Source organism: Paraburkholderia sp. BR10937 (genome assembly GCF_040965695.1).
In the GTDB taxonomy this organism is placed as follows: Bacteria; Pseudomonadota; Gammaproteobacteria; order Burkholderiales; family Burkholderiaceae; genus Paraburkholderia.
Genome location: NZ_JBFRCL010000026.1, coordinates 60,175 through 82,567 on the forward strand (window position 1 = coordinate 60,175; position 22,393 = coordinate 82,567).

Consider the following 22,393-nt stretch of genomic DNA (forward strand, 5'->3'; position numbering starts at 1 on the left):
TGGAGCGGGGCGGTGTCAGGCGCCGATCCACGGCAGGCCGCGGAAGCACCAGCCGGTGACGGTCTTGCGATGCCCCTGGCCGTCCTTGTCGCCTTCGAAGCCTTCGAGCAGGTCATAGGCCTTCGTGAAGCCGGCCTTGGCGGCCTCGATGGCAGCGAGCTTGGAGCGCGCGGCGCTGCGGCACAGGAACAGCACTGGCGCGTCGGCTTCCACGGCGCTCTTGAGCTGGCTGAGGAACTCGGCGTTGGGCACGCCGCCCGGATAGCGGGTCCATTCGACGTGCGAATACTGGCCGTCGCCCACGACGGGACGGCCGACCCAGTCGAGTTCGGCGCGCGTGCGCACGTCGACGAGGCGCGCACGCGGGTCGAGCTGCAGAAGCTCGAATGCCTCTGCGGGCGACACCGCGCCCGCGTAGGGCAACTGGTTCTCGACGCGGCGTTTCTCGGCCTGGGCGTACAACTGTTCGAGCGTACTCATGACAACGGATCTCCTGTTTCGCGTTGGACCAAAAAACCATTCTAGCGCGTGGGGACGGAGCGGGCAGGACGATCCCGGCACTGTGAAACCGGGCGTAAGCGATGTTCTGCGTGGCATAAAGGGCGGGATGCATTGAAATGGTGCATGCGAGATGTTTTGCACCATAATGAAGAGAGATTCGCGCGCCAAATTTGGGATTGCACGAATTTGGTGCCGATGAGCCGCCACACTGGCGGCTCCATAAAAGCGCGGCGCACGATTTTTGACTCCAAGTGCGTGTCGCGAAAGGGATTTGCGCCACGTTGGCGCATGCATGGCACGGAAGCTGCTTTATACATCTCGATCGATTCGCAGCCGGCCAATCGGGGTCAGCAGGACAGACCCGGGAAGGAGGCGGCCGGCGGGGGATCAACAAGATTGGGACGGCGGCAGCGTTCGCCGAAATCGTTAATCAGGAGAATAGGTTATGAGTAAATCCGTGGCCGACGTCATGCAACTCGTCAAGGACGAAGACGTCAAGTTTGTCGACTTCCGCTTCACGGACACGCGCGGCAAGGAGCAGCACGTTTCGGTTCCGATGTCGGCATTCGACGAAGACAAGTTCGAGTCGGGTCATGCGTTTGACGGTTCGTCGATCGCCGGCTGGAAGGGCATCGAAGCCTCGGACATGCTGCTCGTGCCGGACCCGAACACGGCCTTCATCGACCCGTTCTACGAAGAATCGACGCTCGTGCTGACCTGCGACGTGGTCGAGCCGGCCGACGGCAAGGGCTACGAGCGCGACCCGCGTTCGCTCGCCAAGCGCGCTGAAGCGTACCTGAAGAGCACGGGCCTAGGCGACACCGCCTTCTTCGGTCCGGAGCCGGAATTCTTCATTTTCGATTCGGTCCAGTGGAACACGGATCAGTCGGGCTGCTTCGTGAAGATCGGCTCGGATGAAGCACCGTGGTCGTCGGGCCGCGAAATCGAAGGCGGCAACACGGGTCACCGTCCGGGCACGAAGGGCGGCTACTTCCCGGTCGCACCGGTCGACACGTTCCAGGACATCCGCTCGGAAATGTGTCTGCTGCTCGAGCAGATCGGCATTCCGGTCGAAGTGCACCACCACGAAGTGGCGGGCCAGGGCCAGAACGAAATCGGCACGAAGTTCTCGACGCTGGTTCAGCGCGCGGACTGGACGCAGCAACTGAAGTACATCGTCCACAACGTGGCGCACACGTACGGCAAGACGGCGACGTTCATGCCGAAGCCGGTCGTCGGCGACAACGGTTCGGGCATGCACGTTCACCAGTCGATCTGGAAGGACGGCCAGAACCTGTTCGCGGGTAACGGCTACGCTGGCCTGTCGGAATTCGCGCTGTTCTACATCGGCGGCATCATCAAGCACGCTCGCGCGCTGAACGCCATCACGAACCCGGGTACGAACTCGTACAAGCGTCTCGTGCCGCACTTCGAAGCGCCGGTCAAGCTCGCTTACTCGGCACGCAACCGTTCGGCATCGATCCGTATTCCGCACGTTTCGAACCCGAAGGGTCGCCGTATCGAAACGCGCTTCCCGGATCCGCTCGCCAACCCGTACCTGTGCTTCTCGGCACTGATGATGGCAGGTCTGGACGGCGTGCAGAACAAGATCCATCCGGGCGAAGCCGCTGACAAGAACCTGTACGACCTGCCGCCGGAAGAGGATGCAAAGATCCCGACCGTCTGCGCCGGCCTCGACCAGGCTCTCGAAGCGCTCGACAAGGATCGCGAGTTCCTGACGCGCGGTGGCGTGTTCACCGACGGCATGATCGACGCGTACCTCGCGCTGAAGGAAAGCGAACTGCAACGCGTGCGTATGACCACGCACCCGGTCGAGTTCGAACTGTACTACTCGCTGTAATCGGCGATGGCGCTTCGCTGCCTGCTACACAGCGAAGCGCCGGTTCAGTTTCTTCGACTCGCAGGACGCGTGCGCGTTGGGTCTCCAAGGGACGGCGGTGCCGTCCCTTTTTCGTTGGGACGCTTTGTCGCTCGTCGACGAGGCGTATCGACCCGCTTGTTGACCAGCGTATTGACCAGAACTAACGACCAGGACCGTTGCTGGCGCGCCGTATGGCGGCCGGCCTGAAACATGGTGCTCAAGAATCTGATCAAGGCAAGAAAGGGCCACGCCGAACCGCTCTCCGACGACGTGCCGCTCGTCGAGTCGGGCCTGTTGCCCGGCTTCGAGGCGCTGCCCACGGTCGTGCTCGTACTCGACAAGCGCACACTGCGCGTTGCCTTCGCGAATCCTTCGGCGGAGGCGATGCTCGATCTCTCGCGCCGTCAACTCGCGCAGATGGCGTGGTCCGATCTTTTTTCGAATGCGGACGAGCTGCTCTCGACGATCGCGTCGATCGCCGAGCATCGCTTTCACGCGACGCGGCTCGACGCTTCGCTGGAACGCCCCGGACGCGAACCGCTGAACGTGCATGTGGTCGTGGGCTTTCTCGAAAACACGTCCGACTACGTGCTGCTCGAACTCTTCGAGAACGAGCGGCATTTGCGCAGCGACCGCGAGGAGCGCATTCACGACCTCACGGCCGTGAACAAGCATCTGATCCGCAATCTCGCGCACGAGATCAAGAATCCGCTCGGCGGTATTCGCGGCGCGGCGCAGTTGCTCGAATTCGAACTCGGCGCGCTGGAGCGCGACGAGCTGCGCGAGTACACGCAGGTGATCATCAAGGAGTCGGACCGCCTGCAGACGCTCGTCGACCGGCTGCTGGAGCCGCACCGGCATCCGCATATCGTCGGCGACGTGAATATTCACGAAGTGTGCGAGCGCGTGCGCGCCGTGATCCTCGCGGAATTCCCGCGCGGCCTGACCATCGAGCGCGACTACGACGTGAGCGTGCCCGACCTGCGCGGCGACAAGGAGCAGTTGATCCAGGCACTGCTGAACATCGTGCGCAATGCGGCGCAGGCGCTGCGCGAACGTATTTCGCAGGGCGACGCGCGCATTGAATTGCGCACGCGCGTCGCGCGCAAGGTCACGATTTCCAAACGCCTGTGCAAGCTGGCACTGGACTTGCATATCACCGACAACGGACCCGGCATTCCCGAGGATATTCGCGACCGCATCTTCTATCCGCTCGTCTCCGGACGCGAGGATGGCAGCGGTCTCGGCCTCACGCTCGCGCAGACGTTCGTCCAGCAGCACGACGGACTCATCGAAGTGGATAGCCGGCCGGGTCACACCGAGTTTCAGATCTTGCTGCCGCTCGATAGTTGAATCCGTTGCATCGATAGCCAAGCCTGAATTTAGATATACCGATACCGCACGCCACCAGGACTTCTGACCGATCTTATGAAGCCGATCTGGATAGTAGACGACGACCAATCGATACGCTGGGTGCTCGAAAAGGCCCTTGCCCGCGAAAACTTCGCTACCCGCAGCTTTTCGAACGTGCGCGAAGCCGCGAGCGCGCTCGATCACGACAGCCCGCAGGTGCTCGTCTCCGACATCCGCATGCCGGGCGGCTCGGGCCTCGAACTGCTGCAAACCGTGCGTGAGCGCGTGCCGGGCTTGCCCGTCATCATCATGACGGCGTTCTCCGACCTCGACAGCGCGGTCGCCGCGTTTCAGGGCGGCGCGTTCGAGTATCTCGCCAAGCCGTTCGACGTCGACAAGGCCGTCGAGCTGATTCGCCGCGCCGTGGACGAAAGCATGCGCGGCGAGCAGCAGTGGGACGAGCGTCCTGCCGAAGCGCCCGAGATGCTCGGCCAGGCGCCGGCCATGCAGGACATGTTCCGCGCCATCGGGCGGCTTTCGCATTCGGCGGCCACCGTGCTCATCACCGGCGAGTCTGGCACCGGAAAGGAGCTTGTCGCGCGCGCGTTGCACCGACATAGCCCACGCGCGAACGGTCCGTTCATCGCGCTGAACACCGCGGCGATCCCGAAGGATCTTCTGGAATCCGAACTGTTCGGCCACGAGCGCGGCGCGTTCACGGGCGCGCAGGCCATGCGCCAGGGCCGCTTCGAGCAGGCCGAGAACGGCACGCTGTTCCTCGACGAAATCGGCGACATGCCGTTCGACCTGCAAACGCGCCTCCTGCGTGTGCTCTCCGATGGCCAGTTCTACCGCGTGGGCGGGCACAACCCGCTGCGTGCGAACGTGCGCGTGATCGCCGCGACGCACCAGAACCTCGAAACGCGCGTGCGCCAGGGGCTGTTCCGCGAGGACCTGTATCACCGGCTCAATGTGATTCGGCTGCGTCTGCCTGCGCTGCGCGAGCGCAGCGAGGACATTCCGCTGCTCACGCGTCACTTTCTCCAGAAAAGCGCGCGCGAGCTGGGTGTGGAGCCCAAGCGCGTGTCGGACGAGGCGCTGGCGTGGATGTCGTCGCTGCCGTTTCCGGGCAACGTGCGCCAGCTCGAGAATCTCGCGAACTGGCTCACCGTGATGGCGCCCGCGCAGACCATCGAGATCAAGGATCTGCCGCCTGACCTCGTGCCTGCGCATGGCTCGGCGGGTTCGCCGGTGCATCTCGCCGATGCTTCGGCCGCTTCCGAAGCGGGCGCGGCGACCAATGGCGCGGGCGGCATATCGCCGGTTGGGGGCGCCGTGGCAGGCGCGGGCTTGCCCGGCGCGATCGGCGGCGTCCCGGGCGGCGTGGTGTTCGGCACGCCGGCGTTCGGCGCGTCCAACGGCGCCGTTGCCGCGGTCTCGCCGCTGAGCGTGTGGGAGAGCGGTCTGCGCACGGAAGTCGCGCGTCTGTTGCGCGAAAACAGCGCCGACGTCATGGACGAACTCTCGCGCCGCTTCGAAGCCGCCGTGATCCGCGAGGCGCTCGACTTCACGCGCGGGCGCAAGGTCGAGGCGGCCGAGCGTCTTGGCATCGGCCGCAACACCATCACGCGCAAGATCCAGGAACTCAATCTGGAATGAGCGCGGATTAGCATGGGGCACCGGGCCGGCCTCGCGCCACGCGAGCCGGCCCGGCGCGCAGTCCATCGGCGCGCACACAGGGCATAATCGACGCTGTTTTCCTGTCGACGACCGATCATGCCCGTGACTTCTCCCTGGCCCACCGAGGCCGATCCGTTCCTTTCGCTCGAATCGCTCGACGACCCCGCCGTCATGGACTGGGTCGAATCGCAGAACGCGCGCACACGCGCCGCGTGGCAAGGTGGTGCGCGCTTCGAGGCGCTCGAGAAGCGCCTCGCGCAGGCCTACCTGCCGCGCGAGCGGCCCGTGATCCCGAGCCGCTGGCAGGAGTGGGCCTACGATCTCTGGGAGGACGAGGACAATCCCAAGGGCCTGTGGCGCCGCGCGCTCTGGGCCGACTGGCGCGCCCACAAGCCGCAGTGGCAAACGCTGATCGACTTCGACGCGCTCGGCGCGAAAGAGGGCAAGCCATGGGTGTGCGCGGGCATCGACATCCTCTACCCCGACGGCGACCGCGCGCTGATCCAGCTTTCCGACGGCGGCTCCGACGCGGTCATCGTGCGCGAATTCGACATCGTGAAGCGTGAATTCCTCGGCGATGGCTTCGCCATCGCGAAGGAAGGCAAGCACATCATTTCGTGGATCGATCGCGATACCGTGTACCTGGGTTGGGACGCGGGCGGCAAGAGCGGCAAGAAGATGCTCACGCGCTCGGGCTATCCGCGCGAGGTGCGTCGCTGGACCCGCGGCACCGCGCTCGCCGACGCGCCCGTGGTGTTCAGCGGCGAGTTCGACGACATCAGCGTGGAGGGCGACTACGATCCGGTCGAGAAGCGCCACGACGTGGTGCGCAGCGTCGACTTCTTCGATTCATACACCTATCGTCTCGATGAGCGCGGCGACTGGCAGGTGTACGACGTGCCGACGCATGTCTCGGTGGGCGCCTGGCATGGCTGGCTGCTGCTCGAGCCGCGGCTCGACTGGCGCGTTGCGGGCGTGACGTACAAGGGCGGCGCGTTGCTCGCGATCCGCGAAGACGCGTTCCTTGCGGGCGATCGCGCGTTCACGGCGCTCTTCACGCCCACGCCGGTTACGTCGGCGTGCGACTGGACCAATACGCTCAACGTCCTGATCGTCTCCTGGCTCGACGATGTGGAAAGTCGCACGATGCTGTGGCAGCCGCACCGGGAAGATGACGCATGGCGCTGGGAGTCGCGCGTGTTTCCTGCGCGTGCGAGCTCGCAGGTGGATGTCTCGCCCATCGAAGACACGCTCAACGACGAGGTATTCGTCGACGTCGACGATTACCTGCTGCCGCCCGAATACTGGCTCGCCGATCTCGCGCAAACCGATCTCCAGGAGTGGGAATTGCTCGACCGCTGGCCCACGCAGTTCGACTCCGGCCCGCTCACGGTCATTCGTTCGCACGCGCGCTCGGCGGATGGCACGAGCGTCCCGTTCACCGTGATCGGCCCGAAGGCCGTGCTCGAAGGCGAGTCGCGCAAGGCGTCACCATGCCTGCTCACGGGCTACGGCGGCTTCGCAATCGCGCTCACGCCGCAATATCTCGTGGGCTCGGGCATCGGCTGGCTGGAGCAGGGCGGCGTAGTGGCGATCGCGCACATCCGCGGCGGCGGCGAGTACGGCACTGCATGGCACGTCGAGGCGCAGCGCGAGCATCGCCAGCGCTCGTTCGACGACTTCATCGCCGTGGCCGAGCAGTTGATCGCCGATGGCTATACGAGCGCCGCGCAACTGGGCATCAAGGGCGGCAGCAACGGCGGGCTGCTGGTGGGCGCCTGCATGGTGCAGCGCCCCGAGCTGTTCGGCGCCGTGGTGTGCGAGGTGCCGTTGCTCGACATGCGACGCTACCCGCTGCTGCATGCAGGTGCGTCATGGATCGACGAGTATGGCGATCCTGAGGATGCCGAAGAATCTTGCGCGCTGGCTGCTTATTCGCCTTATCACCATGTGAAGCCCGGCGTCGTGTATCCGCCGTCGCTGTTCACGACTTCGACGAGCGACGATCGCGTGCACCCCTCGCACGCGCGCAAGATGGTCGCGCGTATGGAGCAGCAGGGGCACGCGAATGTCTGGTATCTGGAGAACACCGAAGGTGGCCACGGTCCCGGCAGCGATTCGCTCGAGCGCGCGGAGTATGACGCGCTCGTTTATCGCTTTCTGTGGACCACGCTCGCGAGGAACTGGTAAGGCGGGCGTTCAGCCCGGCATATCGAGCGTGGCGATCACCGGCGTGTGATCGGACGGCTGTTCCCACTTGCGCGGCACCTTGTCCACTTCGCACGCGGTGAGGTGTCCGGCAAGCGCGGGCGAGAGCAGGATATGGTCGATGCGCAAGCCCGCGTTGCGGCGAAACGCGAACATGCGATAGTCCCACCACGTGAAGAGCTTTTCGGGCTGCTCGAACTGGCGGAACGCGTCGACGAAGCCCAGTTCGATCAGCCGGCGAAACTGTGCGCGCTCCTCGGGCGAGACGAGGTTCTGGCCTTCCCAGGCCTTCGGATCGTGGACGTCGCGGTCTTCGGGCGCGATGTTGTAGTCGCCGAGCAGCGCGAGCTTCGGGTAGCGCTGCATCTCCTGCGCGAGCCAGTCGTGCATGGCGTCGAGCCATTGCAGCTTGTACGCGAACTTTTCCGTGCCGGGCGCCTGGCCGTTGGGGAAGTACGCGCTCACGATACGCACATCGCCGATCGTGGTGGCGATCACGCGCTGCTGCGGATCTTCGAAGCCGGGAATGTTGCGCACGACCGTGGCCTCGTCGACGAAGAGGCCTTCGCGCACGAGGATGCCCACGCCGTTATAGGTCTTCTGGCCCGCAAACCAGCTGCGATAGCCGTGCGCCTCGAGATCGGCGCGCGGGAACTTGTCGTCGGTGAGCTTGAGTTCCTGGAGGCAGAGCACGTCGGTCTTGCTCTCGTTGAGCCAGTCGATGACGTGCTGCAGACGGACCTTGAGGGAGTTGACGTTCCACGTTGCGATTTTCATGTGAGGCTCGATAGGGTGACGGTGTGCGTTCGGTGCACTTCGCCGCCATTATCGCCTGCTTCGCAGAGCGGGCAACTGTTGCCTCACCATTGCTCCAGCCACGGCCGCAGATCGAGTTCGTGCGTCCACGCATCGCGTGGCTGCTGGTGCAGCGTCCAGTAGGCGTCGGCGATGTGCTCGGGGTTCAGGATGCCGTCGCGTTCCTTGAGCTTGTAACGCTCGGGAAAATTCTCGCGGATGAATTCGGTGTCGATCGCGCCATCGACGATGATCTGCCCGACGTGAATGCCCTGCGGTCCGAGTTCGCGCGCCATCGACTGGGCGAGCGCGCGCAGCGCGTGCTTCGCGCCCGCGAACGCCGCGAAGCCCTCGCGCCCGCGCAGGCTCGCCGTGGCGCCCGTGAAGAAGATCGAACCGCGTTCGCGCGGTAGCATGACTTTTGCGGCTTCGCGGCCCATTAGAAACCCGGCGAAGCAGGCCATTTCCCAGACCTTGTGATAGACGCGCGCCGTGGTTTCGGTAATGCCGAAGCGCACGTTCGCGCCGATATTGAAGATCGCCACCTCGATCGGCGCGACGCGCGTTTCGATCTCCGCGAAGAGCGCGATCATGTCCTCTTCCTTGCGCGCGTCCGAGCCGAAGGCGTGTGCTTCGCCGCCCTCGGCTTCGATCTGCGCGACGAGCGGCGCGAGCTTGTCGGCATTGCGGCGCGTCACGCACGCAACGTAGCCTTCGCGTGCGAAGCGGCGCGCGATGGCGCCTCCGGTGGCGTCGCCTGCGCCAATTACCAGTACGGCTTTTTTTTGCGTCATGGTGCTTGTCTCACTGTCGATTGCAGCGGCCCGGTTTCAGGTATCTTAGGACGTCGACGCGCCCGGGCAAAGGTGCGCGTATTCACATAGGGGAGACACGATGCGTGACATCAAGGTGCAGTTTCTGTTCGACTTCGGTAGTCCTAACGCTTACTTGTGCCACAAGGTGATCGGCGGCATCGAAGCGCGCCAGCAGGTGCGTTTCGAGTATGTGCCGATCCTGCTCGGCGGCCTCTTCAAGCTGAGCGGCAATCGCTCGCCGGCCGAGGCGTTCGCGGACATCGAGAACAAACGCAAGTTCATGATGCTCGAGATGCGGCGCTTCATCGGGCGGTATGGGCTGAGCGCCTATCGGCACAATCCGCACTTCCCGGTGAACACGTTGCAGATCATGCGCGGCGCGATTGCGGCGCAGCGTAACGGCACGTTCGAGCGCTACGTGGACCGCATGTTCGCGCACATGTGGGAAGAGGGCCTCAAGATGGACGACCCCGCTGTGATCCGCGCGGCGCTGGAGGCGGACGGCCTCGACGCCACGGCATTCGAAACGGCGATTCAGGACGCCGATGTGAAAGCCGCGCTGCTTGCGAACACGCAGTCGGCGTTCGAGCGCGGCGCGTTCGGTTCGCCGACTTTCTTCGTCGGCGAGGAAATGTACTTCGGCAAGGATCAGTTGCGCGATGTCGAAGAGGAAATCGCGCGCGTGAAGTCGCGCGCATAAGGCGGGGCGGTTCATCACGAGGCGAGGCGGACGCGGCACGGTCGCTCCCGCCTCGCGCCGCGCATCAAAGCGCGGCTTGTTCCACCGTTTGTTCCTCGGTTTGCGGCGCCGCGACCACGCCCAGACGCACGCGCGCCGCCTCGTATTCGCGCTTCAAACGCGCGATGAGTTCAGCGGCAGGCACGACGCTCTTCACCGCGCCGATGCCCTGGCCCGAGCCCCAGATGTCCTTCCACGGCTTCACACGCGTCGAGCCGAAATTCATTGCAGACGGATCCGACTGCGGCAGCGTCTCCGGATCGAGGCCGCTCGCCACGATGCTCTGGCGCAGATAGTTGCCGTGCACGCCCGTAAAGAGATTCGAGTAGACGATATCTCCCGCGCCGCCTTCGACGATCATTTGCTTGTAGGCGTCGACGGCATTCGCTTCGTGCGTGGCGATGAACGCCGAGCCGATGTAGGCGAGATCGGCGCCCGCCGCCTGCGCCGCGAGAATCGCGTTGCCGTTGCCGATCGCGCCCGACAGCAGCAGGGGGCCGTCGAACCATTCGCGAATCTCGTGGATGAGGGCGAACGGCGAGAGCGTGCCCGCGTGGCCGCCCGCGCCGGCGGCCACGGCGATCAGGCCGTCCGCGCCTTTCTCGATGGCCTTCTTCGCGAACGTGTTGTTGATGACGTCGTGCAGCACGATGCCGCCCCATGCGTGGATCGCGTGGTTGACCTCTTCGCGCGCGCCGAGCGACGTGATGACGATCGGCACCTTGTATTGGGCACACACGCCAAGGTCGTGCTCGAGGCGGTCGTTCGACTTGTGCACGATCTGGTTGACGGCGAAGGGCGCCGCCGGGGCGTCCGGATGCTTCGCGTTGTACTCGGCGAGCTCGGTGGTGATGCGGTCGAGCCATTCACCGAGCACGTGCTCGGGCCGCGCGTTGAGCGCGGGGAACGATCCGACGACGCCCGCCTTGCACTGGGCGATCACGAGATCGGGATTCGAAATGATGAAGAGGGGCGAGCCGACGACGGGAATCGACAGGCCGCGGCGCAGCAAGGCGGGCAGGGACATCCATATCTCCTGGACTGGGGCGGCCGCCGGGTGCGGCTGCCGTCGCGTGATTCGATGCGCCGGCGTACGCGCCGGCTGGCAGGCTCAAACATAGCAAAGCCGTCGAAACTATGCAACCAGTTGCATATTGGAAAAATTCGGTCCGCAACAGATCCGGTATCGGGCGGGGCGTGGTTTAGAATCGCCGCATGTCGACGCCGCATGCCATCCTCATCGCCTTGCTGGAAAAGCCTTCATCGGGCTACGACCTCGCGCGCCGCTTCGATCGCGCGATCGGCTACTTCTGGCACGCCACCCATCAGCAGATCTATCGCGAACTGGGCCGCATGGTCGACGCGGGGTGGGTCTCGGTCATCGAAGACGAGACGGCCGCCGCGTCGCGCAAGAAGGTGTACTGCGTGTTGCCGGTCGGGCGGGATGAAGTGGCGCGCTGGGTGCGCGAGACCGCGCTCGACCTCGACTCGCGCAACGTGTTTCTGCTCAAGCTGCGCGCCGATGCCGTGATCGGGCCGCTCGGCCTCGCCGAGGAACTCGCGCGGCTCATCGAAGAAAATCGTGCACGGCTCACGACGTATCGGGAGATCGAGCAGCGCGATTTTGGCGCGGCATCGCTCACGCGCGGGCAGCGGTTGCAGTACGCGATCCTCAAGGCGGGCATCCATACGCAGGAGATGTGGCTTGCCTGGGCGGAAGAGGTGCGCACGCTGGTGGAACCCGCGCAGGCACAGTGAAATGTGCCAGGTTGTCCGAAGTAATTGTCGGGTTGAGATTCGCGTTGCGATCGCCGGCTCGACGACGTCCGAACGCGTGATGTTTCAGCCATGTGAAAAAGACGCTTGACGGAGTGGTCGCTGCACCCTATAATTCTTTTCTCTGACGGACGCGGGGTGGAGCAGTCTGGCAGCTCGTCGGGCTCATAACCCGAAGGTCGTAGGTTCAAATCCTACCCCCGCAACCAAACGTCTTAAGCAGCAAGGCCTCGTGCCAAACAATGAACCCGCTCTGAGCGGGTTTTTTGTTTTCTGCAGCTCGAAGCTGCAACGAGCGCCCTTGCTAGGCACCTGCCTCGCTTCCAATCGCCCAATCCACCGCGGCCTGCGCGTGTAACGCAGTCGTGTCGAACACCGGCAGTGCCGAATCCTTCTGTCCGATTAGCAGCGTGATTTCCGTGCAACCGAGAATGACGGCCTGCGCGCCGCGTGCCGCGAGGTCATCGATCACGCGCTGATACGCGCGCCGCGACTGCGCATCGACGTTGCCGTGACACAGCTCGTCGTAGATGATCCGATGCACGTCCGCGCGATCGTGTTCGTTCGGCACGATTGCTTCGATGCCGTGCGCCTCGCGCAATCGCCCCACATAGAAGTCCTGTTCCATCGTGTAGCGCGTGCCGAGCAGGCCCGCTCGCGTGAAGCCCGCGGCGCGCAACGCCTGGCCGGTCGGGTCCGCGATATGCAGGAAGGGGATCGAGATCGTCGCCTCGATCGCCGCGCGCACGCGATGCATCGTGTTCGTCGCGAGCAGCACGATATCGGCGCCGCCGCGTTCGAGCTGCTGCGCGGCCTCGGCCATCTGCAGGCCCAGCGCCTCCCAGTCGCCCGCGCGCTGGAGCGCTTCGACCTGCGCGAAGTCCACGGTCACCATCAGGCTGCGCGCATTATGATGGCCGCCCAGACGCGCCTTCGCGTGGCGGTTCAGCAGCCGGTAATACTCGGCCGACGACTCCCAGCTCATCCCGCCAATCACGCCGATCGTCTTCATCGATTCGTTCCTCGCCCTCGTGGCCTGTTCAGTCCGCACGAGTATAGGCCCGCGCAGCCAGCAGTCCAGAGACGGATCTGGCCGATCCGAAGCGGTACGGGAGCCGATAAAGGGCGCGGACACTTGTCTTGAAATAGTACTGTGTTTTTGTACAGTATCGGGACCGTGAACTCGCCTTCTTCCGACCTCGCGCCGCCGGCTGCGCCCGACCCGCGGCGCTCCGCCGCCGCACTTATCGCCGCCGCTCGCAAGATCATCCACTGCGGCTGCGACTGCTTCTATGCGTCGGTCGAAATGCGCGACGACCCTTCGTTGCGCGGCCGTCCGCTCGCGGTGGGCGGACGGCCCGACCAGCGCGGCGTGATCGCCACCTGCAACTACGAGGCGCGGCGCTTCGGCATTCATTCGGCGATGTCCTCGGCGCTCGCCATGCGCAAGTGTCCCGAGCTGCTGATCCTGCCCACGGCGATGGAGAAGTACCGCACCGCCTCGCGCGCGATCATGGCGATCTACCGCGACTACACGCCCGAGGTCGAACCGCTCTCGCTCGACGAAGCCTATCTCGACGTCACGCGCGCCTCGCGCTGCAACGGCAGCGCCACGCTGATCGCCGAGGAAATTCGCGCGCGCGTGCGCGAAACCGTAGGCGTGACGGTATCGGCCGGCGTGGCGCCGAACAAGTTCATCGCCAGGATCGCCTCGGACTGGAACAAGCCCGATGGCCTCTTCGTCGTGCGTCCGCCTGAAGTCGATGCCTTCGTCGCTGCGCTGCCGGTGCGCAAGATCCACGGCGTCGGCAAGGTCACGGCGGCGAAGCTCGAAAACCTCGGGCTCACCACCTGCGCGCAACTGCGCACGTGGTCGCTGTTCGATCTGCACCGGCATTTCGGCGTGTTCGGCAAGCGGCTCTACGAACTCGCGCGCGGCCTGGATGACCGGCCCGTGCGCGCCGATCAGGAGCGCAAGCCGGTGAGCATCGAGACGACCTATGTGAACGACCTGCTCACGCTCGAAGCGTGCAGCGAAGAGCTCAAGCGTCTTGCGGTGCAGCTCGACGCTCGCATCGAACGCGCGGCTTGCGCGCACGCGGTGCGCAAGCTCTTCGTGAAGATCCGCTTCGCCGACTTCCAGCGTACGACGGTCGAGTGTGTGGCCGACGCCACCAATGTGCGCACCCTGCTCCTGATGCTCGAAAAAGGACTCGCGCGGCGCAAGCTGGCGGTGCGTCTGCTGGGCGTGGGTGTGCGGCTCGAAGAGGACAACCCGGCGTTGCGCGGGCAGTTCGCGCTCTTCGACGACGATCCTGCGGAAGACGACGGCCCGAGCGCGCCCGTCTGACGCCTGTGCGTAGATGCGGGCCACGCCGCTGGCGGCGTCATTCTGGCGTCGATAGAATCGACGCGAGTCTTAACGAAAGCGCCACGCCAGAACAAGGAGCCGCAGATGGACCTGATCATTCGCCGCGCGGTGCTCGCGCACGCACATCCCGCCGGCTATCCCACCGTGGATATCGGCATCGAGGCGGGGCGCATTGCGGCGGTGGAGCCGCATCTCGCAACGGCGGCGCGCGAGGAGATCGATGCGGCGGGTGCGCTCGTGAGCGCGCCGTTCGTCGATGCGCATTTCCACATGGACGCCACGCTCTCGTATGGCCTGCCGCGCGTGAATGCGTCGGGCACGCTGCTGGAGGGCATCGCGCTGTGGGGCGAGCTCAAGCCACATCTCACGCAGGAGGCGCTCGTCGAGCGCGCGCTGCAGTACTGCGACTGGGCCGTCGCGCGCGGGCTCCTCGCGATCCGCTCACACGTCGATGTGTGCGACGCACGGCTGCTCGCCGTCGAGGCGCTGCTCGAAGTGAAGCGCCGCGTCGCCCCGTATCTCGATCTCCAGCTCGTGGCGTTTCCGCAGGATGGCGTCTTGCGCAGCCCCGGTGCATTCGACAATCTCAAGCGCGCGATCGCGATGGGCGTGGACGTGGTGGGCGGCATTCCCCACTTCGAGCGCACGATGGCGGAGGGCGCCGACTCGGTGCGCCTGCTCTGCGAGTTCGCCGCCGACAAGGGCCTGCGCGTGGACATGCATTGCGACGAATCCGACGACCCGCTCTCGCGCCACATCGAAACGCTCGCGGCGCAGACGCACCGGCTGGGCATGCATGGGCGCGTGACTGGCTCGCATCTCACCTCGATGCATTCGATGGACAACTACTACGTGAGCAAGCTGATCCCGCTGATGCGCGAGTCGGGTGTCGCGGCAATTGCGAATCCGCTCATCAACATCACGCTGCAAGGGCGCGCCGATACCTACCCGAAGCGCCGCGGCATGACGCGCGTGCCCGAGTTGATGGCGGCCGGCGTGACCGTCGCGTTCGGCCACGATTGCGTGATGGACCCGTGGTACAGCTTCGGCTCGGGCGACATGCTCGAAGTTGCGCACATGGGCCTGCACGTCGCGCAAATGACGGGCACCGACGCCTCGCGCGCCTGCTTCGACGCGGTGACCGTCAATGCCGCGACGATCCTCGGCCTCGAAGGCTACGGCGTGGCGCCCGGTTGCGCGGCGAACCTCGTGGTGCTCGACGCTCGCGATCCCGTCGAGGCGATCCGGCTGCGCGCGGCGCGGCTGGCGGTCGTGAGCCGGGGCAGGGTGGTGAGCCGGCAACCCGCGCAGCGCGCGGCGCTTGCGCTCGAAGGGCGGCCGCAAAGCGTCGATTTCAGACTGCATCGATAAAAGGTCCGGCAATAAAAAACCGCGCATGGGTTGCCTACCCATGCGCGGTTTTCGTTCGGATCGCTTATGAGCGAGTCACGCGTTCACTGCTGTGCCGGCGGCTGCTCCATGCCGTTGTGGCGCAGCAGCGCGTCGATGTTCGGCTCGCGGCCGCGGAAGGCCTTGAACGATTCCATCGCCGGGCGGCTGCCGCCCACTTCCAGAATTTCCTTGCGGTAGCGCGTGCCGGTCGCTTCGTCGAGCACGCTCGACTTCGCGGCCTGCGCGGCTTCCTCGAAGGCCGCATAGGCATCGGCGGAAAGCACTTCGGCCCACTTGTAGCTGTAATAGCCGGCCGCGTAGCCGCCCGCGAAGATGTGGCTGAACGTGTTCGGCCAGCGCGAGAACGATGCCTGCGGAATGACGTGGTAGCGCTCGTTGATCTCGCGTGCGAGGTCGTTCGCGCTCTTGCCCTTCGACGCGTCGAAGTCCACGTGCAGCGCCATGTCGAACATCGAAAACACGATCTGACGCAGCGTGCCGAGACCGCTCTGGAAGTTCTTCGCGGCGAGCATCTTGTCGAAGAGTTCGCGCGGCAACGGCCTGGCGGTCTCGACATGCGAGCTCATTTCGCGCACCACGTCCCATTCCCAGCAGAAGTTTTCCATGAACTGCGAGGGCAGTTCGACGGCATCCCACTCCACGCCGTTGATGCCCGAGACGCCCAGTTCGTCCACACGCGTGAGCATGTGGTGCAGGCCGTGGCCGAACTCGTGGAACAGCGTAATGACTTCGTCGTGCGTGAAGCACGCAGGGCGGCCGCCGACCGGGGCCGAGAAGTTGCACGTGAGATACGCGACGGGCGTTTGCACGTCATTGCCTTCGAGCTTGCGGCGCGAGCGGGCGTCGTCCATCCATGCGCCGCCGCGCTTGCCTTCACGTGCATAGAGGTCGAGATAGAACTGCGCGACGAGCGTGCCGTCCGCGTTTTCCACGCGGAAGAAACGCACATCGGGATTCCATACCGGCGCGGTGTCCGGGCGGATGCGCACGCCAAACAGCGTTTCCGTGACCTTGAACAGGCCCTGCAGCACGAAGTCTTCCGGGAAGTACTGCTTCACTTCGTTTTCCGAGAACGAGTAGCGCTTCTGGCGCAGCCGCTCGGCGGCGAACGCCATGTCCCACGGTTCGATCTGCGTGAGCCCCAGTTCGCTCGCGGCGAATTCGCGCAGCTCTTCCCAGTCCTTTTCGGCGTGCGGGCGCGCGCGCGTGGCGAGGTCTTCGAGGAAGCTCATCACCTGGGCCGGTGTTTCCGCCATCTTCGGCGTGAGCGAGACTTCGGCGAAGTTGTTGTAGCCGAGCATCTTCGCTTCTTCGGCGCGCAGCTTCAGTTGCTCCTCGATGATCGCCGTGTTGTCCCATTCGGCCTTGCCGCCGCCGTAGACGGGGCCAAGTTCGGACGCGCGCGTGACGTAGGCGCGGTACATCGTCTCGCGCATCGCGCGGTTTTCCGAGTACTGCAGGACCGGGAAGTACGAGGGGAAGTGCAGCGTGAACTTCCAACCTTCCTTGTTCTCGCGCTCGGCGGCTTCGCGCGCGGCGGCGACCACGTCCTCGGGCAGGCCCGCAAGGTCGGCTTCGTTCGTGGCGTAGAACGCGTAGCCGTTGGTCGCGTCGAGCACGTGGTCGGAGAAGGCTTTGGCGAGCGCGGCCTGACGCTCCTGCAGCTCGGCGAAGCGCGGCTTCTGGTCTTCGGGCAGTTCCGCGCCGGAGAGGCGGAAGTCGCGCAGCGAATTGTCGAGGATTTTCTTGCGTTCGCCCGAGAGCAGCTCGAACGAGTTGTGATTCGTGATGGCCTTGTACTTCTTGAAAAGCTCGAGATTCTGGCCGACGCTCGACCAGAATTCGGTTACGCGCGGCAGGTTCTCGCCGTGGGCGGCGCGCAGCTCCGGCGTGTCGGCGACGGCGTTCAGGTGGCCGACCACGCCCCAGGCGCGCGAAAGCGGCTCGCTGGCGCGTTCGACCGGCTCGACCACGTCGCTCCATTGCGCGGGCGTCATGGGTTGCGCGGCGCGCTCGACCGCGGCCTTCGCGTTCGCGAGCAGGACGTCGAGCGCGGGCGTCACGTGTTCGGGGCGGATTTCGCCAAAGCGCGGCAGGCCGGTGAAATCGAGGAGCGGATTGTCGGAGGGGGTAGTAGCCATGATGCTTCCTGTTCCTGTCTGTCGCGGGTTAGGGGCCGGGGGCGCGGCACGCGCGCGCCCGATAGCCAGAGTATTGGGGCGCCAGGTGCGCTTTCCAACCGGGTTATCCGAGCAAATTAACAGATGTCGGGGGCCGGTGCCGCAATCGCGGCTGCGCGCGTTCACGCGGGCGGCGCCGCAAAAAGAAAGCGGCCCGTGGTGGGCCGCTTCGGGAAATGTCATGTCGCGACGCGTCGCCGCGCGTGGCTTACGCGCCTGCCGCGCGCTCCGCGGCTTCGATCGTGTTCACGAGGAGCATTGTGATGGTCATCGGGCCGACGCCGCCCGGCACCGGCGTAATGAAGCCGGCCACGTCCTTCAGGCCCGCGAAATCGACGTCGCCGCAGAGCTTGCCGTTATCGTCGCGGTTCATGCCCACGTCGATCACGGTCGCGCCGGGCTTGACCATGTCGGCGGTCAGCACGTTGCGCTTGCCCACCGCGGCGACCACGATATCGGCGTCGCGCGTGTGCTTCGCGAGGTCGCGCGTCTTGCTGTGACAGATCGTGACCGTCGCACCCTTTTCGAGCAGCAGAAGCGCCATCGGCTTGCCGACGATGTTCGAGCGGCCGATCACCACGGCGTTCGCGCCTTCGAGCGGGATCTTGTATTCCTCGAACATCTTCATCACGCCATAGGGCGTGCAGGGGCGGAACAGCGGCTGGCCCGTCATGAGCGCGCCCGCATTGGCGACGTGAAAGCCGTCCACGTCCTTCTCGGGCGCGATGGCTTCGATCACCTTGTGGCTGTCGATGTGCTTCGGCAGCGGCAACTGCACGAGAATGCCGTTGATCTTCGGGTCGCGGTTCAACTCGTCGATGCGCTTGAGGAGGTCGGCTTCGGAAAGCGACTCGGGATAGCGGTCGTACGACGAGTACAGGCCGTTGTCTTCGCAGGCCTTGACCTTGTTGCGCACGTAGACTTCGCTCGCCGGATTGTCGCCGACCAGCACGACGGCGAGTCCCGGCTGATGGCCGCGGGCGGTGAGGGCGGCGGCGCGCGTGGCGACCTCCGCACGCAGTTTCTTGGAGAGGGCGTTGCCGTCGATGATAGTGGCAGTCATGGTCGGTCGGGGTCGAGAGTGGGCAATGCGGGCTCTGTTCGGGCTCGTTCGGGCGCGAGCGCTGGCGCGCGTGGGGCGGGCGCCGTTCGAAGGCCGACATTATACCCGCGCGGCGGCCGTGCTCCGGCCTGAACGGACGATGGGCGACGGAAGAGAGTTGCGGCGAGATGCCGCCGACAGCATTCGCGCGGCGTGGCGCGCGAATGCTGCCGGAGAAAGACGCACGCTTACTGCTGCGCCTGTTGCGGCTTGTTGGAGAGCGCGAGACGCAGCAGGTCGGCGACCGTGTTGACGTTGAGCTTCTCCATGATGTTGGCGCGGTGCGCCTCCACCGTCTTGATGCTGATCCCGAGGTCGTCGGCGATCTGCTTGTTCAGGCGGCCCGCGATGATGCGCTCGAGCACCTGGTGCTCGCGCGCCGTGAGCTTGCCGAGGCGCTCGGCGGCCGCGCGCTGTTGCTGCACGTTGCTGCTTTCGTTGCGCGCCTTGTCGAGCATGCGCTCCACCAGCTTGCGCAGCTCGGCTTCGTCGAAGGGCTTCTCGATGAAGTCCATCGCGCCCTTCTTCATGGTCGAGACGGCCATCGGCACGTCGCCGTGACCCGTCACGAAGATGATCGGCAGCGAGGCGTTTTCGGCGATCAGACGTTCCTGCAGTTCGAGGCCGCTCATGCCTTGCATGCGCACGTCCAGAATCATGCAGGCGATCTGGCCGGCCTGTTGCGCCGGCTGGTACGCCTCGAGGAACTCCTCCGCGCTATTGAAACACTGGACGCGGTAGCCGTTCGCTTCGAGGAGCCAACGCAGGGAATCTCGTACGGCCTCGTCGTCATCGACAACAAAGACGGTTTCCTGGGTGGTGACTGGGCTGTTCATGGCTCTCCCGTAACGGTTTGTGGAGTCGGTTCGTCGGTGTTCCGCGAGAGGGTGTCCGATTCGCCGATAGGCAGACTGCAATGGAACGTTGCGCCGCTGATGTGGCCGTCGGATTCGACGTTGTTGACCACCCAGAGACGCCCGCGGTGCGATTCAATAATGGAGCGGCAGATGTTCAGGCCCATGCCCATGCCGTCCGACTTGGTGCTGTAGAAGGGTTCGAAGAGACGCTCGGCCGTGGCTTCGTCAACGCCGGGGCCCTGATCGACCACGCTGATGCAGACGTTGCCGCCTTCGCGCTTCACGATCACGCGGATCACCGGGTCGATCGCATTCGGGCGCGCTTCGGCCATGGCTTCCGCGGCGTTCTTCAAGAGGTTGACGAGCACCTGTTCGATCAGCACCGGATCGACGTAGATCACGGGCATGCGCGAGCGCATGTCGGTCACGATGCGGATGCGACGCTTGCGCGCCTCGATCTCGGCGAGGCCCACGGCGTCGGCGACGATGTCGGCCACGCGCGTGGCCTGGCGCTTGGGCTCGGAGCGCTTCACGAACTCGCGGATGCGCTTGATGATCATGCCCGCGCGCACGGCCTGCTGCGCCGTTTTCTCGAGCACGGGCAGCAGGTTGTCGGGCGCGGCACGGCCCGACTTCACGAGCGCGACGGTGCCCGAGGCATAGTTGTTGATCGCGGCGAGCGGCTGGTTCAGTTCGTGCGCGAGCGACGAGGCCATTTCTCCCATCGTCATCAGGCGGCTCGTGAACTGGAGCTTCTCGTCCTGCTGGCGGGCCAGTTCCTGCGCCTGCTTGCGCGTAGTGATGTCGGTCGCGATCTGCATCTGCGCGAGGTGTCCGTCCACCCACTGGATGTACTGGCGCCGCACTTCGAACCACTTCTGGATGCTTTCGACGTAGACCTCCTGCGCGTCCGCCGTGCTCTCGGTGAGCGCGGTGGCGGGCAGGCCGGCGAAGGCGTCGACCATGTCGATCGAGTCGGAAGAGGCGCTCGCCGAATCGAAGCCGCCACCGCCCGCGAGTTCCAGATGGCCGTCCGGACGGATGCCGAAGAGGTGGCGGTAGTACCGGTTCGCAAACAACAGTTCGGCTTCGTCGGCGGCGAGCACCGAGACGGCGGCGTCGAGGCTTTCGAGCACGGTGGTGAAGCGCTCGTGCGCGGCGGCGAGTTCTTCGCGTGCGCGCTTGGGCTCCGTGATGTCGGTCATCGACGACATCCAGCCGGTCTGGCGGCCCGAGCTGTCGATGAGCGGCGAGACATAGAGCCGCGCGTGGAACTGCGAGCCGTCCTTGCGGCGCACGCGCAGCTCGAATCCCGAGGAGGGCGCCTTGCCGCGCAGCGTCATGTCGAGCTGGCGCTGCATTTCGGGGTAGGCGTCGCGCGGCCAGTAGGGGAACGGTGCGTTCTTGCCCACGAGGTCGCTTTCGTCCCAGCCGGTCATGCGGCAGAACGCCGGGTTCACGTGCGTGATGCGGCCGTGCATGTCGAGCACGCGCATGCCGATCAGCACCGAGTTTTCCATCGCGCGGCGGAAGAACGCCTCCGCGTAGAGCGCCTGCTGCGCCTCGAAGCGCTGGCGCGTGTGCTTCCAGAGGCTCCAGAGGCTCCACAGCACGAAACACGACAGCCCTGCGACCAGCCACACGAGCGTGTTGTTCGTGAAGTTGGTCATCTGCGGATACGAGTAGACGCGTACCGACACGCCCTGGCCAGGCGGATCGAGCGGCAGGTCGTAATAGACGTCGCGCGGCAGGCGCGGCCGCGTCGAGGTGGTCGCGAGCTCGCGATTGTTCGCGTCGAGGATCGAAATCTTGTACTTGGCCGACAGCTCGGGCGGGATGTCGTGCTTCAGGATGCCTTCGACCGAAAACACGGCCGCGATCGACCCAAGAAATTCACGATCGCGGTATACCGGCGTTTGCAGCGTGATGTAGCCGTTACCGACGTCGTCATAAATAAGCGGCGAATACACCTGGCGGCGCGTGGCGCGCGCCTCGGCAAAGGCGGCCTTCACGGCCTCGTCCATTTGCGCGTCGTTGGGCTTCGCGAGGCGCTGGCCGAAGACCGGCATCGCCGTGTTGGGCCAGCGCGGCTCCTCCTGGCTCGTGTACCAGTTGAGATAGAGGATCTCCGGATGGCCCTGCATGATGTCCGTGGTGGACGTCTGGAAATACTGCGGATCGCTGTGGCCCGCGGCGAGGTCGCGAGCGAGTGCCTGCAGCTGCTCCTGCGCGCCTGTCATGGAAAGCCGGATCTGCTGCTGGGCCCATGCCACGTTGCGGTAGAGCGTGTCTTCCTGTTGCTGTTGCTCGCGGCGGTTCAGGCTCCACAAGATCAGGCTCATGACGATCAGGAACACGAGGATCGACAGGAGCGGCGTCAGCAAATAGGAATTCGACCACCAGGGTCCGTGGTGCCAGCGGGATGGCGACGACTCGCCGGGCGTTCCGGGCGGCCGCGCCGAGCGTGCGAAAAGCCGTTCGGTCAACATGGCAAGGATTGTAGCTCAGCGTAAGACACGGAAATGCCGCGAAAAAAGCCGTAAATCGCCGATAAACGGGTGCAAACTGGCCGTTATCGGCACAGGGGCGCGAACGATTAAGCGTGCGCTGCACCAATTTTTCACATTATAAAATCACATCTCGCAATTCGAAAATTTTGTTGCGCAATGGTCAGAGGGGTCATTACAATCGCCCCGAAGCTGCTGCGGTTGGCCCGGTCAC

Annotated in this window: 17 protein-coding genes and 1 tRNA gene; 9 read left to right on the top strand and 9 right to left on the bottom strand. The window is 65.0% G+C overall.

Features of this window, described 5'->3' with window-relative positions; genetic code table 11:
* Positions 1-15 precede the first annotated feature (15 nt).
* On the bottom strand, positions 16-480 hold the full coding sequence (locus tag AB4Y44_RS21910; RefSeq protein ID WP_342923670.1) for a rhodanese-like domain-containing protein: 465 nt from the start codon (positions 478-480) through the stop codon (positions 16-18).
* Between the two features lie 466 nt (positions 481-946).
* On the opposite strand from AB4Y44_RS21910, the gene glnA reads away from it, so the two are divergent.
* The 4 genes from glnA to AB4Y44_RS21930 all read left to right on the top strand — a co-directional run bounded on the left by glnA (position 947) and on the right by AB4Y44_RS21930 (position 7,606).
* Positions 947-2,362: a type I glutamate--ammonia ligase gene (glnA, locus tag AB4Y44_RS21915; RefSeq protein WP_342923671.1), complete on the top strand. Its 1,416-nt coding sequence runs from the start codon at positions 947-949 to the stop codon at positions 2,360-2,362.
* A 231-nt stretch (positions 2,363-2,593) separates the two neighbouring features.
* Positions 2,594-3,736 (top strand): nitrogen regulation protein NR(II), encoded by a 1,143-nt coding sequence (gene glnL / locus AB4Y44_RS21920; RefSeq protein ID WP_368700883.1) that lies wholly within the window; start codon positions 2,594-2,596, stop codon positions 3,734-3,736.
* Between the two features lie 75 nt (positions 3,737-3,811).
* A complete protein-coding gene (gene ntrC, locus AB4Y44_RS21925; RefSeq protein ID WP_342923673.1) occupies positions 3,812-5,395 on the top strand; it encodes a nitrogen regulation protein NR(I) in 1,584 nt (527 codons plus the stop codon).
* 117 nt (positions 5,396-5,512) lie between these two features.
* Positions 5,513-7,606 (top strand): prolyl oligopeptidase family protein, encoded by a 2,094-nt coding sequence (locus tag AB4Y44_RS21930; protein ID WP_368700884.1) that lies wholly within the window; start codon positions 5,513-5,515, stop codon positions 7,604-7,606.
* 9 nt (positions 7,607-7,615) lie between these two features.
* Here AB4Y44_RS21930 and xth read toward each other — a convergent pair whose 3' ends face one another.
* Together xth and AB4Y44_RS21940 are read right to left on the bottom strand one after the other, a co-directional pair.
* Positions 7,616-8,401 (bottom strand): exodeoxyribonuclease III, encoded by a 786-nt coding sequence (gene xth, locus AB4Y44_RS21935; RefSeq protein ID WP_342923675.1) that lies wholly within the window; start codon positions 8,399-8,401, stop codon positions 7,616-7,618.
* A gap of 83 nt (positions 8,402-8,484) precedes the next feature.
* Positions 8,485-9,213 carry an SDR family oxidoreductase gene (locus AB4Y44_RS21940; protein ID WP_368700885.1) on the bottom strand — a complete coding sequence of 243 codons (729 nt, stop codon included), beginning with the start codon at positions 9,211-9,213 and terminating at the stop codon, positions 8,485-8,487.
* 100 nt (positions 9,214-9,313) lie between these two features.
* Here AB4Y44_RS21940 and AB4Y44_RS21945 point away from each other — a divergent pair, with 100 nt between their 5' ends.
* Positions 9,314-9,934, top strand: coding sequence for a 2-hydroxychromene-2-carboxylate isomerase (locus AB4Y44_RS21945; RefSeq protein ID WP_368700886.1), 621 nt, complete (start codon positions 9,314-9,316; stop codon positions 9,932-9,934).
* 64 nt (positions 9,935-9,998) lie between these two features.
* On the opposite strand, the gene AB4Y44_RS21950 is transcribed toward AB4Y44_RS21945, so the two are convergent.
* Complete coding sequence (locus AB4Y44_RS21950; RefSeq protein WP_368700887.1) at positions 9,999-11,000, bottom strand: NAD(P)H-dependent flavin oxidoreductase; 1,002 nt, start codon at positions 10,998-11,000, stop codon at positions 9,999-10,001.
* Positions 11,001-11,188: 188 nt separating this feature from the next.
* Here AB4Y44_RS21950 and AB4Y44_RS21955 point away from each other — a divergent pair, with 188 nt between their 5' ends.
* Together AB4Y44_RS21955 and AB4Y44_RS21960 are read left to right on the top strand one after the other, a co-directional pair.
* Positions 11,189-11,731, top strand: a complete 543-nt coding sequence (locus AB4Y44_RS21955; protein ID WP_368700888.1) for a PadR family transcriptional regulator — start codon at positions 11,189-11,191, stop codon at positions 11,729-11,731.
* A 150-nt stretch (positions 11,732-11,881) separates the two neighbouring features.
* Positions 11,882-11,958, top strand: a tRNA-Met gene (locus tag AB4Y44_RS21960).
* A gap of 95 nt (positions 11,959-12,053) precedes the next feature.
* On the opposite strand, the gene AB4Y44_RS21965 is transcribed toward AB4Y44_RS21960, so the two are convergent.
* Positions 12,054-12,761: an aspartate/glutamate racemase family protein gene (locus AB4Y44_RS21965; RefSeq protein ID WP_368700889.1), complete on the bottom strand. Its 708-nt coding sequence runs from the start codon at positions 12,759-12,761 to the stop codon at positions 12,054-12,056.
* A 234-nt stretch (positions 12,762-12,995) separates the two neighbouring features.
* Here AB4Y44_RS21965 and dinB point away from each other — a divergent pair, with 234 nt between their 5' ends.
* Both dinB and AB4Y44_RS21975 read left to right on the top strand, forming a co-directional pair.
* Complete coding sequence (dinB, locus tag AB4Y44_RS21970) at positions 12,996-14,099, top strand: DNA polymerase IV (RefSeq protein ID WP_368700909.1); 1,104 nt, start codon at positions 12,996-12,998, stop codon at positions 14,097-14,099.
* A 105-nt stretch (positions 14,100-14,204) separates the two neighbouring features.
* Positions 14,205-15,491 (top strand): amidohydrolase family protein, encoded by a 1,287-nt coding sequence (locus tag AB4Y44_RS21975; protein WP_368700890.1) that lies wholly within the window; start codon positions 14,205-14,207, stop codon positions 15,489-15,491.
* A gap of 83 nt (positions 15,492-15,574) precedes the next feature.
* On the opposite strand, the gene AB4Y44_RS21980 is transcribed toward AB4Y44_RS21975, so the two are convergent.
* The 4 genes from AB4Y44_RS21980 to fixL all read right to left on the bottom strand — a co-directional run bounded on the left by AB4Y44_RS21980 (position 15,575) and on the right by fixL (position 22,161).
* Complete coding sequence (locus tag AB4Y44_RS21980; protein ID WP_368700891.1) at positions 15,575-17,674, bottom strand: M3 family metallopeptidase; 2,100 nt, start codon at positions 17,672-17,674, stop codon at positions 15,575-15,577.
* Positions 17,675-17,921: 247 nt separating this feature from the next.
* A complete protein-coding gene (gene folD / locus AB4Y44_RS21985; protein WP_324149145.1) occupies positions 17,922-18,776 on the bottom strand; it encodes a bifunctional methylenetetrahydrofolate dehydrogenase/methenyltetrahydrofolate cyclohydrolase FolD in 855 nt (284 codons plus the stop codon).
* Positions 18,777-19,003: 227 nt separating this feature from the next.
* Entirely contained in the window at positions 19,004-19,651 is a 648-nt protein-coding gene (fixJ, locus tag AB4Y44_RS21990) for an oxygen response regulator transcription factor FixJ (protein WP_254315147.1), read from the bottom strand.
* A complete protein-coding gene (gene fixL / locus AB4Y44_RS21995) occupies positions 19,648-22,161 on the bottom strand; it encodes an oxygen sensor histidine kinase FixL (protein ID WP_342923684.1) in 2,514 nt (837 codons plus the stop codon). The genes fixJ and fixL overlap by 4 nt, the downstream gene beginning before the upstream one ends.
* Positions 22,162-22,393: the final 232 nt, after the last annotated feature.